Genomic DNA, 14,246 nt, shown 5'->3' with positions numbered 1-14,246 from the left:
CGTCAGCGGTCGAGTCGATTGGCCGGGATTCGCTCGCTCATCTCCTGCGGCGTCGGCTCGACGAAGAACACGAGGGCGAGCATGGCGCCGTAGACCAGGCCCCCGATGATCGCGATGACGAACAGAAACCGGAAGAGAGTTGGCATAGCCTCGGGAACCCCGTTTCGTCCGTTATCCCGTCGGCAGGCTTCGATTTCAAGATGCGGTCCCGTGCTTGACAGCGCCCTCGGCGGAACGCCACCTGCAGATGCTTGCGGGAAGGACAGGATGGCACTGGAGGAAACGACGGCCGACAGCGAACGCGCGAACCGGATCGTCGCGCGGCTCGGCCGCCGCAACATCGTCCTCGTCGGCATGATGGGTGCCGGAAAGACGAGCGTCGGGCGCCGCCTCGCCGCCACCCTCAGGCTGCCGTTCGTGGACGCAGACGCGGAGATCGAGGCGGCCGCGAACCTCACCATCCCCGAGATCTTCGCAACGTACGGCGAGGCCGAATTCCGGGACGGCGAACGCCGCGTGATCACGCGCCTCCTCGCCGAGGGCCCCGGCGTGATCGCCACCGGCGGCGGCGCCTTCATTGCGGAGGAGACGCGGGAAGCGGTCCGCGGCAACGGAATCTCCGTCTGGCTAAGGGCCGAACTGCCCATCCTGATGGAACGCGTGCGAAAGAAGTCGAACCGCCCCCTCCTTCAGCAGCCCGATCCCGAAGGCATCATGCGGGACCTTCTCGCACGGCGCGAGCCGGTCTACGCACAGGCGGACATTGCGATCGTTTCCAACGACGGGCCGCACCAGGCCGTCGTGGCCGAGATCCTGGACGCGCTCGAGACCCACCTCAACGAAGAGAAGCCATCGTGACCACAGACGAACGTACCGATGCCGTGGTCCGGGTCGAGCTCGGCTCGCGCAGCTACGATATTCTGATCGGCTCCGGGCTGATCGCCGAGGCCGGCATGCTGGTTCGCGACCGGCTCGGCCCGGTGCGGCTCGCAATCGTCACGGACGAGAACGTGGCCGCCGCGCAGCTCCAGTCCCTGCTTCGCGCGTTCCGGGCCGCCGACCTCGATGCCACCACCATCGTCATGCCGCCCGGCGAGGCGACGAAGAGCATGCGGCACCTGGAGACGGTCGTCGACGAGGTGCTCGAGGCTCGCCTGGAACGCGGCGATGCGATCGTCGCGCTCGGCGGCGGCGTGGTCGGCGATCTCGCCGGCTTCGCCGCCGCTATCGTCCGCCGCGGCATGTCCTTCGTTCAGGTCCCGACCTCGCTTCTCGCCCAGGTGGATTCGAGCGTCGGCGGCAAGACGGGCATCAACTCGCGGTTCGGCAAGAACCTGATCGGCGCGTTCCATCAGCCGGCTCTGGTCATCGCCGACGTCGCCGCACTCGACACGCTGCCGCGGCGCGAGTTCGCGGCCGGCTATGCCGAAGTGGTGAAGTACGGCCTTCTCGGCGACGCCGGCTTCTTCGCATGGCTGGAGGCTAATCGTGCGGACGTGTTCGACGGCGGCCCGGCGCGCACCCGCGCGATCGCCGAGAGCTGCCGCACCAAGGCGAGGATCGTCGCGCTCGACGAGCTTGAGCAGGGCGACAGGGCGCTCCTCAACCTCGGCCACACCTTCGGCCACGCGCTCGAGGCGGCCGCCGGCTTCGACCCGGACCGCCTCGTCCATGGCGAGGCGGTCGCGCTCGGGATGGCGCTCGCGCACCGCTTCTCCGCGGAGCTCGGGATAGCCCCGCCCGCCGATGCGGAACGGGTCGCGCGTCATCTCGGCGAGGCCGGCCTCCCGACCGCGCTCGCGCAGGTTCCGGGCGCTCCGTTCTCGGCCGACGAACTGATGACCCACATCGCCCAGGACAAGAAGGTCCGGCAGGGCCGCCTCACCTTCATCCTCACGCGCGGCATCGGGCAGGCGTTCGTCGCCCGTGACGTCGATCCCCGTCGCGTGCGCGACTTCCTGCACAGGGAGCTCAGCGGCTGACCATGTGGCTCACGCTCATCATCCTTTTCGTCCTCCTGCTGCTCTGCACCTCGGCGTTCTTCTCCGGATCGGAGACGGCGCTCACCGCCGCCTCGCGGGCGCGCCTGCATCAGATTGAGAAGGGCGGCGAGCCGAGGGCAGGCATCGTGACCGCTCTGCTCGAGAAGAAGGAGCACCTGATCGGCGCCCTCCTCCTCGGCAACAACCTGGTGAACATCCTGGCCTCGGCGCTGGCGACCAGCGTGTTCATCGCCCTCTTCGGCGATGCCGGCGTGTTTTACGCGACGGCGGTGATGACGATGCTGGTCCTCGTATTCGGCGAGGTGCTTCCCAAGACGTGGGCGATCACGGTCCCCGAGCGCTTCGCGCTGCGCGTGGCCCCGGTCATCCGGATCGTCGTGATCGTCTTTGCGCCGGTCGTCCTGACGGTTCAGCGCATCGTCAACGTCATCCTGAGACGCTTCGGCGTCGATGCCACCGGCAACATGCTCGTCTCGCCCCACGAGGAGCTGCGCGGCACGGTCGACCTTCTCCACCGCGAGGGCAGCGTCCAGAAGGGCGACCGCGACATGTTCGGCGGCGTTCTCGACCTGCGCGACCTCGAGGTCTCGGACGTCATGGTCCACCGCATGAACATGAAGATGATCAACGTCGACGATCCGCCTGAAAAGCTTGCTGAAATGGCGATGACCAGCCCCTATACGCGTCTTCCGCTCTGGCGCGACGAGCCCGAGAATATCGTCGGCGTTCTTCACACGAAGGATTATCTGAGGGCCCTTGCTGCCGCAAAGGGCGATCCGAACGCCGTCGACGTGATGAATGTCGCCTCCCCGGCCTGGTTCGTGCCGGACACGACGTCGGTCCAGGCGCAACTCAACGAGTTCCTGCGCCGCAAGGCCCACATCGCGCTCGTGGTCGACGAATACGGGGAGGTCATGGGCCTCCTCAGCCTTGAGGACATCCTCGAGGAGATCGTCGGGGACATCGCCGACGAGCACGATGTCGAGATCCAGGGTGTGCGGCCGCAATCGGACGGCACCATCATCGTCGACGGCTCGGTGCCCGTGCGTGACCTGAACCGTGCCCTCGACTGGTCGCTCCCCGACGAGGAGGCGACGACGATCGCCGGGCTGGTCATCCACGAGGCGCACACGATTCCGGAGCCGGGGCAGGAATTCACCTTCCACGGCTATCGCTTCAAGGTCCTCCGCAAGGCCCGCAACCGCATCACGCAGCTGCGCGTGGCGCCCTTGCGATCAGACGCCGCAGGCGCCATCTGACGTCACGTTTCCGCTGAAGATTCGCTCGGCGCATGCGCGCGGATTGCCAGGGCATGGACCCTGTCCGCCAGTTCGGCCGCCAGGATCGCATTGATCTGCCGGTGCCGTTCGAGCCGGCTCTTGCCTTCGAACGCATCCGAGACGATCTCGATGCGGAAATGGGTTTCGCCGCCGGGCCGGTGGCCCGCATGACCGGCGTGCAGATGCGACTCGTCCACGACGGTCAGGCGCCGCGGCGCCAGGGCTTCCGTCAGCTTGGTCTCGATGCGTGTCTTCATGGTCATCTGGATCGGAACTCCGGGTCGCCGGGTGTCTTGAGGGGTGGAAAGGGCATGAGGCATAGTGGCGTCGATGAAGCTTGAATCGGCCTTTTTCGACAAGATCAGGACGCGCGGCCCGCGCCAGCAGCAGCCGGCGCCGGCGGTCGAGCTCCGCGCGTGCGATGCGGAAGGCTGCGCGCTCGCGGGTGAGTACCGCGCGCCGAAGGGCCGCCACGCCGAGGGCGAGTATTTCTGGTTCTGCCTCGATCACGTGCGGGCCTACAACAAGACCTACAATTACTTCTCCGGCATGGACGACATCGCGGTCCAAGCCTACCAGAAGGACGCCTCGATCGGCCACCGGCCGACCTGGAAGATGGGTGCTGCCCGGCCCGAACAGGCGCCTCCGATGGGCGGACGCGCGAAGTTCGGATGGACCGGGCCGGCCGAGGACCCGTTCGACATCATCGGCGGCAACTTCCGCGCCCGCGCGCCCGAACGGGAGGAGCCGCGGAACGTGCGCAACATGGAGCGAAAGGCGCTCGGGACGCTCGGCCTCGACGCGACCGCGACGCCCGCGGAGATCAAGGCGCGATTCAAGCTCCTCGTGAAGCGCAACCATCCCGATGCGAACGGCGGCGACCGCTCGTTCGAGGACCGGCTGCGGGAAATCATCGAGGCGCATAACTATCTAAAGAGCGTCGGTTTCTGCTAGAGCGGAGCCGATCCAGCCAGCGACGCGGCCCGAGCCTCGGCCGGCCCAGAGAGGATTCCATGATCGAAGCAGCCGAAAGCTCCATTGCGGTGCCGGACATGACCGTTTCCGTGCGGCAGGTCTTCGGGATCGAATCCGAACTCGAGGTGCCCGCCTTTTCGGAAACGGCCGAGCACGTGCCGGATCTCGATCCGGACTATCTGTTCGACCGCGAGACGACGCTTGCGATCCTCGCCGGTTTCGCGCGCAACCGCCGTGTCATGGTCACCGGCTACCACGGCACAGGCAAGTCGACCCATATCGAGCAGGTCGCGGCCCGGCTCAACTGGCCCTGCGTCCGCATCAACCTCGACAGCCACATCAGCCGGATCGACCTGATCGGCAAGGACGCAATCGTGATCCGCGACGGCATGCAGGTCACGGAGTTCCGCGACGGCATCCTGCCATGGGCGCTGCAGACCAACACGGCGCTGGTGTTCGACGAATACGATGCCGGCCGCCCGGACGTGATGTTCGTGATCCAGCGCGTGCTGGAGGTCTCCGGCCGCCTGACGCTCCTCGACCAGAACCGGGTGATCCGGCCGCATCCCGCCTTCCGGCTGTTCGCCACCGCCAACACGGTCGGGCTCGGCGACACGTCGGGCCTCTATCACGGCACCCAGCAGATCAACCAGGGCCAGATGGACCGCTGGTCGATCGTCACGACGCTCAACTACCTGCCGCACGATAAGGAAGTGGACATCGTGCTCGCCAAGGCGACGCATCTGCGCACGCCGCAGGGCCGGGAGCGCGCCGGTCGCATGGTCCGGCTCGCCGACATGACCCGCAACGCCTTCGTGAACGGCGACCTGTCGACCGTGATGAGCCCCCGCACGGTCATCACCTGGGCGGAGAACGCCGACATCTTCGGCGATCTCGGCTTCGCCTTCCGCGTCACGTTCCTCAACAAGTGCGACGAGCTGGAGCGTCCGCTCGTGGCCGAGTTCTACCAGCGCTGCTTCGGCGCCGAGCTGCCGGAATCGACCGCGAACGTCGTCCTGAGCTGATCCGATGAGCACCGGCAAGAGGCGCGAGAGCCCGACCGAGCCGTTCAAGCGCGCCGTTGCCGCCTGCACGCGCGCGGTCGCCGGCGACCGCGACCTCGAGGTCGTCTATGCCGCCGACCGGCCGATGCTCGCCGGCAACAAGATGCGCCTGCCCGAGCCGCCGCGCCGTCTCTCTGCGCAGGACGCGGCGATCACGCGCGGGCTCGGCGATTCGATGGCCCTCCGCCTCGCCTGCCACGACGCGAAGGTGCACCGGAAGCTCGCGCCGGAGGGCCCGCTCGCGCGCGCCGTCTTCGATGCCGTGGAGCAGGCCCGCTGCGAGGCGATCGGCTCGCTTCGGATGGACGGCATGCGGGCCAACATCGCCGCGATGCTCCAGGACAAGTACCACCGCAGCAATCTCGACGAGGTCGCGGAGCGGGCCGAGGCCCCGATCGAGGACGCCGTCGCGATGATGGTGCGCGAGCGGCTGACCGGAAACCCGCCGCCCGCGAGCGCGAAGCGGGTCGTCGACCTCTGGCGCGACCACATCGAGGACAAGGCCGGCGGCGACCTCGACCGGCTGATCGACAGCCTCGACGACCAGGGCGGCTTCGGCGAGATCGTGCGCGACATGCTCGTCTCGCTCGAGATGGCCGACGAGCTCGGCACGGGCAGCGACAGCGAGGAAGAAAACACCGGCGACGACACGGAGAACCAGGCCGAGCGCAACGAAGCCGCCCGCGGCACGTCCGAGCAGGACGCGCAGGACCAGGACGTCGAAGGCGAGAGCGAGACGACCGGCGACGAGGACGACCTCGGCGAAGCCGAGGATGTGGCGACCGACGCGGAGAATGCAGAGGACGAGGATTCCTCGGCCGATCGCGAGCCGTCCGGGGAGACGCGCCGCCCCGACTGGCGGCGCCAGAACGAACCGCAGGTCGACTACAAGGTCTTCACCACCCGCTACGACGAGATCATCCACGCCGAGGATCTCTGCCCGCCCGAGGAGCTCGACCGCCTGCGGAGCTTCCTCGACAAGCAGCTCGCGACGCTCCACGGTGCCGTCGCCCGTCTCGCCAACCGGCTGCAGCGGAAGCTGCTCGCACAGCAGAACCGCGCCTGGGATTTCGATCTCGAGGAAGGGCTGCTCGACCCGGCGCGGCTGACGCGCGTCGTCACCGACCCGTTCTCCGCGCTCTCCTTCAAGCAGGAGCGCGACACGGATTTCCGCGACACGGTGGTGACGCTGCTCCTCGACAATTCCGGCTCGATGCGCGGCCGCCCGATCACGGTCGCGGCGACCTGCGCCGACATCCTGGCGCGAACGCTCGAGCGCTGCGGCGTGAAGGTCGAGATCCTCGGCTTCACCACGCGCGCCTGGAAGGGCGGGCAGTCGCGCGAGGAATGGCTGCGCGCCGGCAAGCCCCAGCATCCGGGCCGCCTCAACGACCTCCGCCACGTCGTCTACAAGGCGGCCGATGCGCCGTGGCGCCGTGCGCGCCGGAATCTCGCCCTGATGATGCGCGAGGGCCTCCTCAAGGAGAACATCGACGGCGAGGCGCTCGAATGGGCGTTCCGACGGCTGATGGGACGGCCGGAGCAGCGCCGGATCCTGATGGTCATCTCCGACGGCGCGCCGGTCGACGATTCGACGCTCTCGGTCAACAGCGGCAACTATCTCGAGCGGCACCTCAGGCACGTGATCGAGCAGATCGAGAAGCGCTCGCCGGTGGAACTGATCGCGATCGGCATCGGTCACGACGTGACGCGCTATTACAGCCGGGCCGTTACCATCGTCGATGCGGAGGAACTCGCCGGCGCGATGACGGACAAGCTCGCCGAGCTCTTCGACAGCGCTCCGCCGGCGCCGGCTGCGCGGCAGGCGGGAACGCGCGCCGCGTGAGGAAGAGCGCCAGGCGGGCGGCGGTCGTCCTCCTCCTTCTCGCCGCCGTCCATGCCCCTGCGGCAGCGTTTGCCGGCGACCCGATCGCCCTGAACGTCCGGACGATCGAGCGCTTCGGCATCGCTCGCGAGACCACCCGCTTCGGGGCTCTCGAGTTCCTCGGCGGCATCGACCTCACTTCGCGCGACCGGCGTTTCGGCGGGCTTTCCGGCATCGAGATCGATGCCGAAGGCCGGACGGTCACCATGGTTTCCGACGACGGCTATGTCGTGAGGGGCAACCTCGCCTACGAGGACGGCACGCTCTCCGGCCTGAACGACGCCCGCATCCGGCCGCTCTTCGACGATCCGCGCTCCAAGCACGAAGCGGACGCCGAGGACATCGCGCTCGATCCGGCGGATCCCTCGCGCGGCCTGATCGCGATGGAGCGGCGGGCCACCCCCCTCCTCAGCTTCCGGCTCGATGACGGCTGGCCGGCCGACCTCGAGCCGGTCGACGTGCCCGAGGCCGCGAGGAACCTCCGCTACAATCGGGGCCTCGAGAGCGTCGCCTACGCACCCGCAGGTTCGCCGCTCGCGGGGCGGGCGGTGATCGTCGCGGAACGGGCCCGCGATGGCGGGAGCGAGACCGTGCCGGGCTGGATCCTCGGCGGCGGATCCTTCGCCATTCGCCGGCGCGACGCGTTCGACGTCACGAGTGCGCGCTTCCTGCCGGACGGCGACCTTCTGATCCTGGAGCGGCGCTTCACCCCGATCTCCGGCGTGGCGATGCGCATCCGCCGCATCGACGGCAGCGCGATCCGAGACGGCGCGGAGCTCGACGGCGAGGTGCTCGTCGAGGCCGGCATGACGGAGCAGATCGACAACATGGAAGGCCTGGCCGTCCACGAGGACCGGGACGGCCGCGTCGTGCTCACGATCGTGTCGGACGACAACAAGAGCATCCTGCAGCGGACGCTGATCCTGCAGTTCGCCCTTGCGGACGACTGACCGTCAGGCCGCGACCGGCCGGGTGGCGTCCGCCACGACGCGGTACGGCAGGAGCGCGAGGCCCATCATCATCATCTTGACGGCGAAGTCGCCGAGCGCCCAGGACACCCAGCGCGGCGCTTCCGCGCCGAGCACGCCGAAGAGCGGCGCCCATTCGGTCGCGAAGGCGTCGCCGCCCCCCAGCACCGCGAAGGCCGGCGCGAAGGCGAGCGAGAAGAAGATGAGCGTGTCGAGCGCCGAACCGAAGAGGCTCGAGATCGCGGGCGCCTTCCACCAGGCCTGCCGGCGCAGCCGGTCGAAGACGGCGATGTCCAGGAACTGCGCCGCAAGAAACGCCGATCCCGACGCGACCGCTATGCGCGGTGTGGCGAGCAGGATCGACAGCACGACCGCGATCGCGAAGCCGACGAGGACGACGCGGCGTGCGGCGGCCGGTCCGAGATTGCGGTTCGTGAGATCGACGACGAGGAACGAGACCGGATAGGTGAACGCGCCGAAGGTCAGGATGTCGGCCAGCTCCAGCCGCCCGATCGAGGCCTCGACCGGGTACTGGACCAGGATGTTCGAGGCGACCACGACGGTCGCCATCGCGGCGACGGCGACCGTGAAGCCCCGCAGCGCGGTGGTCATCGGAGGCTCAGGCGGCGGAGGCTTCCGCCTCGGCCTGCTTCTTCATGATCTCGCGGCGAATCAGCTGCGCCTTCGGGGAAAGGTCATCCTCCCGCGCCTTCAGCAGGAAGGCGTCGAGGCCGCCCCGGTGCTCGACGCTGCGCAGCGCGGCCGCGGCGATCCGCAGGCGCACGGTGCGGCCGAGCGTCTCGCTGGCGAGCGACACGTTGCACAGATTGGGCAGGAACCGGCGGCGCGACTTGTTGTTCGCGTGGCTCACATTGTTGCCGGTCAGCACGGCCTTGCCGGTCAGTTCGCAGCGGCGCGCCATGATAAACCTCTTCGCTCTCGGGTCCGGCCAATGGACAACGCGCTTCGCGCAGGATGCACGGAAGCGCCGGCCGAACCGATCTGTTTCCGGAATTGGCCTCGTATAGTGACGCCGCCGCGGGAGGTCAAGCGAATGGCAGGTGACGGGCGACGGCCGCAACGCCGCAGTTTCGGCCCAATCCGGCTCTAGCCGCACCTCTGTGGCATAGGCGAGAGGGATTACCGTGCGCGATCGTGGGAAGCGGCAATCCGGTCTCCGGCAACCCGGCCTCGCGGCTGCAGCGGCGATGCTCGCGCTCTGTTCGCATGCGGCCGCGGCAGCGACCATCGAGGCGCGCTACAACGCCTCCCTCATCGGGCTGCCCGTCGGCAGCGCCAGCCTCAGGATCGAGACGGACGGCTCCGCCTATCGGATCGCCGGCCAGGGCGGCGTCGGCGGCCTGAGTCGGCTGCTCTCGAACGCAAGGAGCTCGATCAGCGCCGCCGGAGCGATCCCGGGGCCGGCGCCGAGCCCGGTGTCGTACCGGCAGGCGATCACGACCGGCGACGAATCCGAGACGGTCACAATCAGCTTCTCCCGCGACGCGATCGCCGCGGCATCGATCGAGCCGGACCGCCCGAGGCACCGCAGGAACCGCGTTCCCCTCTCCGACGGCGACTTGCGGAGCGTGCTCGATCCCGCGAGCGCGATCGTCGTCCCGCTGAACGGCGCCTCCGGCCCGGAGATCTGCGAGCGGACCGTGCCCGTGTTCGACGGCAGGCAGCGCTTCGATATCGTGCTGAGCTACAGCCGGACCGAAACCGTGAGGTCGGTCGACGGATATGCGGGCCCGGCGCAGGTCTGCGCGATCCGCTACGTCCCCATCGCCGGCCACCGGGCGAACCGCCGCACGATCAAGCAGCTCGCCGAGAACCGCGACATGGAGATCTGGCTGGCGCCCATCGCGCCCGCCGGCCTGGCCCTGCCTGTCCGGCTGCGGGTCGCCACCGGAATGGGTCCTCTCGTGCTGCGCGCCGAACGGATTGCGCTGCAGTGACCCGCACCTGACCGGCGCTCCCGCGCATACCGCATGGCGGGTCCCATTGCCGGCGACGGTCCCAATTTGCGTGTCAAACCACGCCCGATCGCCTATATCCAACGCACGGGGCGCGGAAAGCATGTTGGGACCGGCTGGAATGCGCGAATCTTTCGGGGCAGGTGATGGCCGGATGGACCCCCGCCCCTATCCCATGACGGTCCCCGCGGCGGGCGCCTCCCCGCGCCTTTTCGCACCAACCGGCTTGCGTCACGGGCGGCAGCGCGGTCGCCGCGGCTCGCCCCCTGCCCCCCTCGGCCTGAAATCGCACTGATCGTCGCATGAATTCGCAGAACGCCCGTTCCCGGCGCTGGAGCGCCCGGAACGTCACAGCGGTCCTCGGGCCGACCAACACCGGCAAGACGCATCTTGCGATCGAGCGCATGCTCGGCCACGAGACGGGCGTCATCGGCCTGCCGCTTCGCCTCCTCGCGCGCGAAGTCTACGGCCGCGTCGCCCAGCGCGCCGGGATCGACCAGGTCGCGCTCGTCACCGGCGAAGAGAAGATCGTCCCGGAGCGGCCCCGCTACTGGGTCTCCACCGTGGAGGCGATGCCGCGGGAGACGGACGCCACCTTCGTCGCGATCGACGAGGTCCAGATCGCCGCCGACCTCGAGCGCGGGCACGTCTTCACCGATCGGATCCTGAACCTGCGCGGAAGCCAGGAGACGCTGCTCCTCGGCGCCGGCACGATGCGCGGCATCATCGAGCAGCTCCTGCCCGGGGTGCAGATCATCACCCGGCCCCGCATGTCGGTCCTGAGCTATAGCGGGCAGAAGAAGCTCACCCGGCTTCCCGAGCGGTCCGCGGTGGTGACGTTCTCCGCCGACGAGGTCTATGCGGTCGCGGAGCTGATCCGCCGCCAGCGCGGGGGCGCCGCGGTCGTGCTCGGCGCGCTCTCGCCGCGCACGCGCAACAAGCAGGTCGAGATCTTCCAGTCGGGCGACGTCGACTTCCTGGTTGCGACCGACGCGATCGGGATGGGCCTCAACCTCGACCTCGATCACGTCGCCTTCGCCGCGCACCGGAAGTTCGACGGCTACCAGTTCCGCGACCTCTTGGCGGCGGAACTGGCGCAGATCGCCGGACGTGCGGGTCGGCACATGCGCGACGGCACGTTCGGCGTCACCGGCCGCGTCGACCCGTTTCCGGACGCGCTCGTCGAGGCGATCGAAACGCACCGCTTCGAGCCCGTCCGAACGCTGCAATGGCGCAGCGATGCGCTCGACTTCTCCAGGCTGGCCGCATTGAAAGCGAGCCTCGACGAACCGCCCGACGTCGAAGGCCTGACCAAGGCGCCGCCGGCCGACGATCAGGTCGCGCTCGAGATGCTTGCGCGCGACGAGGATGTGGCCGAGCTCGCGCGCGGGAGCGACAATGTCCGGCGCCTGTGGGACGTCTGCCGTCTTCCCGACTACCGCCGGATCGCGCCCGCGCAGCACGCCCAGCTGGTCGGCGACATCTTCCGTTTCGTGGCCGACGGCGGCGTCGTTCCCGACGACTGGATCGCCTCCCAGGTGCGACATGCCAGCCATACGGAGGGCGACATCGACGCGCTGTCGAGCCGCATCGCGCATATCCGGACATGGACATTCGTGGCAAATCAGCCGAATTGGCTTGCGGATCCGGCGCATTGGCGCGATGCGACGAAGGCAGCGGAGGACGCACTCTCCGATGCTCTCCACGAACGCCTGACCCAACGATTTGTCGACCGGCGCACGAGCGTGCTCATGCGCCGCCTTAGGGAGAACGCGATGCTCGAGGCCGAGATCACAGCCTCCGGCGACGTCCTGGTGGAAGGCCAGCACGTCGGGAGCCTTCAGGGCTTCCGGTTCACGCCGGATGCGGGCGCCGAGGGCGCCGACGCCAAGGCGCTCCGGGGAGCGGCGCAGAAGGCCTTGTCGACCGCGCTCGTGGACCGTGCCGAACGCCTTGCCAAGGCCGGCGACGGCGAGATCGTCCTCGCTTTCGACAATCATCTGCGCTGGCGCGGCGAACCGGTCGCCCGCCTCGTCGCTGGCGAGCACGCCCTGAAGCCGCGCGCGGTGCTGCTGGTCGACGAACAGCTTTCGGGGCCCGGGCGCGAGCTCGTCGAGAACCGGATCAGCTCGTGGATCTCGACCCATGTCGGGGCCGTGCTGAAGCCGCTCGTCGACCTTGGCGAGGATCAGGCGCTGACCGGGATGGCCCGCGGTCTCGCCTTCCGGCTCGTCGAGAACTTCGGCATTCTGGACCGGCGCGACGTGGCCGACGAGGTCCGCGGCCTCGACCAGGACGCCCGTGCGAGCCTGCGGCGCCACGGCGTTCGCTTCGGCGCGCATCACCTCTACATCCCGGGCCTCCTGAAGCCGGGGCCGAGCACGCTCGCCGCGCAGCTCTGGGCCTTGAAGCACCGCGACGGCGAGGTGCCCGGCCTGCCCGAAATGTCCACCATCTCGAGCTCGGGTCGCACCTCGGCGAGCGTCGACCCGAGCTTCGATCCCGAGGTCTATCAGCGGTTCGGCTTCCGAAGCTACGGCAGGCGCGCCGTCAGGATCGACATCCTGGAACGGCTCGCAGACCTGATCCGGCCGGCGCTCGCCTGGCGGCCGGGCGCGCCGGGCATGAAGCCGGACGGCATCTTCCCCGGCGGCGGCTTCACCGTCACGCCGGCGATGACATCGCTTCTCGGGGCGTCGGGCGAGGACATGGCCGTGATCCTGACCGGGCTCGGCTACCGCATGGAGCGCCGCCCGAAGCCCGCTCCCGAGCCCGAGGCTCCTGTACAGACCGCGCCGGGTGCGGAAGCCTCGCCCGATTTGGAGGCGGACGCCAGCGGAGCTCCTTCGGCAGAAGGCGGTGAAGCGCAGGCAGCCGAGCCCGATCTGGAGCTGGCGGACGTGATCGCTGGAACGGCCGATGGGACCGAGCCGGAGGCCGACACGCTCACCGATGCCGTAGGCGCCGGCGCGCTCGACATCGCCGAAGCCGCCTCGATTGCGGCCGGGCACGCGCCGGAAGGGGCGCCGGGTCCGGAGCCCATCGCGTCGGACCAGGCCGCCACTGCCGAGGAAGCGGGCGCTGCGCCCCCGGAACCCGCAGAAACCGATGGTGCGGAGAAGGCGGACGAGCCCGCGCTTGTCCCCGGGTCCCCCGAAGTGGCAGACGATGCCGCGGGCGGCGAAGCCGAACTCGTAGAGGTGTGGCGGCCGTCCTATGGCCGGGGCCGCGACCGCAACAGGAATGCCCGTGGCTCGGGCCGGCCGCAGAAGCAGGGCCGCCAGGGTTCGACCACCGGCGAAGCCCGTTCGCCGTCCCAGCCAGGCGAGCGGCCGGCGCGCGAGAGCCGGCCGGAGCGGGGCGAGCGCCGCGATCGGGCGGAACGGCGCGACCAGCCCGAGCGCGCGCCGGGCCAGGACCGTCCCGATCGCGATGGGCGACCGTCCCGGGACGAGCGGCAGGGCCGCAAGGGCGGCGGATACCGCCCCGAGCGGCAGGAGCGTCCGCGCGAACAGACCCGGCGCGAGCGGCAGCCCGACCCCGACAGCCCGTTCGCCGCCCTCGCCTCCCTGAAGAAGGCGCTGGAGGATACCCGCAAGCGATGAATGCCCCGGACGGGCAGCGCATCGACAAATGGCTCTGGCACGCCCGTTTCGTCCGCACGCGAACCGGCGCGCAGCGGCTGATCGACGAGGGAAGCCTGCGGGTCAACCGCGACAAGGTCGAGGCGTCGAGCCGCCTCGTGCGCCCCGGCGACGTTCTCACCATTGCCCTCGGGCGCGCGATCCGCGTGGTTCACGTACTCGCGCTCGCGGACCGACGCGGCTCCGCCGAGCAGGCGGCGCTGCTTTACAGGGATCACGAGACGGACAGGCGCGACGGCGGTGCGGAGCCGTCGGAGGGTCTCTGACGGGGCTGCCGGCGTCGCATCTGCGCGGCAGATGACGTCCACCGGGGCCGCCTTGGAATGCGTTTCTCCGGCCGCCCTCGCAAGCGCGCGAACGTCCCTTGCGGCGGCGCCCCGAAACTTGCTACGCCGCCTAGCGATCGTCCGAGCCGGAGCCAGCCATGACCTATGTGGTCACCGAGAACTGT

At 69.3% G+C, this 14,246-nt stretch carries 14 protein-coding genes; 10 read left to right on the top strand and 4 right to left on the bottom strand.

Annotated features, from left to right (window positions below):
• Positions 1-2: 2 nt before the first annotated feature.
• Positions 3-146 (bottom strand): histidine kinase, encoded by a 144-nt coding sequence (locus ACUN0C_RS17875; protein ID WP_445467764.1) that lies wholly within the window; start codon positions 144-146, stop codon positions 3-5.
• Between the two features lie 121 nt (positions 147-267).
• Between ACUN0C_RS17875 and ACUN0C_RS17870 the strand changes: the two genes are divergently transcribed.
• The 3 genes from ACUN0C_RS17870 to ACUN0C_RS17860 are packed head-to-tail and all read left to right on the top strand — an operon-like array spanning position 268 to position 3,262.
• Complete coding sequence (locus tag ACUN0C_RS17870; RefSeq protein WP_445467763.1) at positions 268-858, top strand: shikimate kinase; 591 nt, start codon at positions 268-270, stop codon at positions 856-858.
• Complete coding sequence (gene aroB, locus ACUN0C_RS17865; RefSeq protein WP_445467762.1) at positions 855-1,982, top strand: 3-dehydroquinate synthase; 1,128 nt, start codon at positions 855-857, stop codon at positions 1,980-1,982. Before ACUN0C_RS17870 ends, aroB begins: the two co-directional genes overlap by 4 nt.
• Positions 1,983-1,984: 2 nt before the next feature.
• The gene (locus tag ACUN0C_RS17860; RefSeq protein ID WP_445467761.1) at positions 1,985-3,262 is read left to right on the top strand and encodes an HlyC/CorC family transporter; all 1,278 of its coding nucleotides are present in this window, start codon (positions 1,985-1,987) and stop codon (positions 3,260-3,262) included.
• 2 nt (positions 3,263-3,264) lie between these two features.
• Here ACUN0C_RS17860 and ACUN0C_RS17855 read toward each other — a convergent pair whose 3' ends face one another.
• Positions 3,265-3,546: a BolA family protein gene (locus ACUN0C_RS17855; protein WP_445467760.1), complete on the bottom strand. Its 282-nt coding sequence runs from the start codon at positions 3,544-3,546 to the stop codon at positions 3,265-3,267.
• Between the two features lie 67 nt (positions 3,547-3,613).
• On the opposite strand from ACUN0C_RS17855, the gene ACUN0C_RS17850 reads away from it, so the two are divergent.
• From ACUN0C_RS17850 to ACUN0C_RS17835, 4 genes are read left to right on the top strand one after another with little or no spacing between them, the layout of a single operon-like run.
• Positions 3,614-4,237, top strand: coding sequence for a J domain-containing protein (locus tag ACUN0C_RS17850; RefSeq protein ID WP_445467759.1), 624 nt, complete (start codon positions 3,614-3,616; stop codon positions 4,235-4,237).
• 59 nt (positions 4,238-4,296) lie between these two features.
• The gene (gene cobS, locus ACUN0C_RS17845; protein WP_445467758.1) at positions 4,297-5,283 is read left to right on the top strand and encodes a cobaltochelatase subunit CobS; all 987 of its coding nucleotides are present in this window, start codon (positions 4,297-4,299) and stop codon (positions 5,281-5,283) included.
• A 4-nt stretch (positions 5,284-5,287) separates the two neighbouring features.
• Positions 5,288-7,168, top strand: a complete 1,881-nt coding sequence (gene cobT, locus ACUN0C_RS17840; protein ID WP_445467757.1) for a cobaltochelatase subunit CobT — start codon at positions 5,288-5,290, stop codon at positions 7,166-7,168.
• Positions 7,165-8,157, top strand: coding sequence for an esterase-like activity of phytase family protein (locus ACUN0C_RS17835; protein ID WP_445467756.1), 993 nt, complete (start codon positions 7,165-7,167; stop codon positions 8,155-8,157). The genes cobT and ACUN0C_RS17835 overlap by 4 nt, the downstream gene beginning before the upstream one ends.
• Before the next feature lie 3 nt (positions 8,158-8,160).
• Here the strand turns inward: ACUN0C_RS17835 and ACUN0C_RS17830 are convergent, their stop codons facing one another.
• Both ACUN0C_RS17830 and rpmB read right to left on the bottom strand, forming a co-directional pair.
• Positions 8,161-8,787, bottom strand: a complete 627-nt coding sequence (locus ACUN0C_RS17830; protein WP_445467755.1) for a VUT family protein — start codon at positions 8,785-8,787, stop codon at positions 8,161-8,163.
• A gap of 7 nt (positions 8,788-8,794) precedes the next feature.
• Entirely contained in the window at positions 8,795-9,097 is a 303-nt protein-coding gene (rpmB, locus tag ACUN0C_RS17825; RefSeq protein WP_445467754.1) for a 50S ribosomal protein L28, read from the bottom strand.
• Positions 9,098-9,383: 286 nt separating this feature from the next.
• Here rpmB and ACUN0C_RS17820 point away from each other — a divergent pair, with 286 nt between their 5' ends.
• From ACUN0C_RS17820 to ACUN0C_RS17810, 3 genes are all read left to right on the top strand, one after another.
• Positions 9,384-10,133: a DUF3108 domain-containing protein gene (locus ACUN0C_RS17820; RefSeq protein ID WP_445467753.1), complete on the top strand. Its 750-nt coding sequence runs from the start codon at positions 9,384-9,386 to the stop codon at positions 10,131-10,133.
• 320 nt (positions 10,134-10,453) lie between these two features.
• Complete coding sequence (locus ACUN0C_RS17815) at positions 10,454-13,756, top strand: helicase-related protein (RefSeq protein ID WP_445467752.1); 3,303 nt, start codon at positions 10,454-10,456, stop codon at positions 13,754-13,756.
• Entirely contained in the window at positions 13,753-14,061 is a 309-nt protein-coding gene (locus tag ACUN0C_RS17810; RefSeq protein ID WP_445467751.1) for an RNA-binding S4 domain-containing protein, read from the top strand. Before ACUN0C_RS17815 ends, ACUN0C_RS17810 begins: the two co-directional genes overlap by 4 nt.
• Positions 14,062-14,246 lie beyond the last annotated feature (185 nt).

Source organism: Faunimonas sp. B44, from assembly GCF_052655945.1.
Note: the sequence above shows the minus strand (reverse complement) of the source record. Positions and strands in the feature narration are given on the sequence as shown.